Origin of the sequence: Bradyrhizobium sp. Mp27 (genome assembly GCF_029953005.1) — a bacterium.
GTDB classification, from domain to species: Bacteria; Pseudomonadota; Alphaproteobacteria; order Rhizobiales; family Xanthobacteraceae; genus Bradyrhizobium; species Bradyrhizobium barranii.
Genome location: NZ_JASAUS010000911.1, coordinates 1 through 216, shown reverse-complemented (window position 1 = coordinate 216; position 216 = coordinate 1). Strand labels below are relative to the sequence as shown.

General features: G+C 59.3%; 1 pseudogene. It reads left to right on the top strand.

Annotated elements, in window-relative coordinates:
* Positions 1 to 216, top strand: a pseudogene (locus QJT78_RS52990) (IS6 family transposase); the annotation flags it as partial.

The following is a 216-nucleotide window of genomic DNA, read 5'->3' as shown; positions in this document are numbered from 1 at the left end:
CCGGAAGTGATCAGCTATGCCGTTTGGTTGTATTTCCGGTTTCCCTTAAGCTTGCGCATGGTCGAGGAAATGCTGGCGGCGCGTGGCATTGGCGTGACCTATGAAACCGTGCGCCAGTGGGGACGGAAATTCGGCAAGCCGTTCTCCGATCGGATCCGCCAGCGCGCTCCCGCCCGCGGTGACAAATGGCATCTGGACGAGGTCGTTATCTCGATC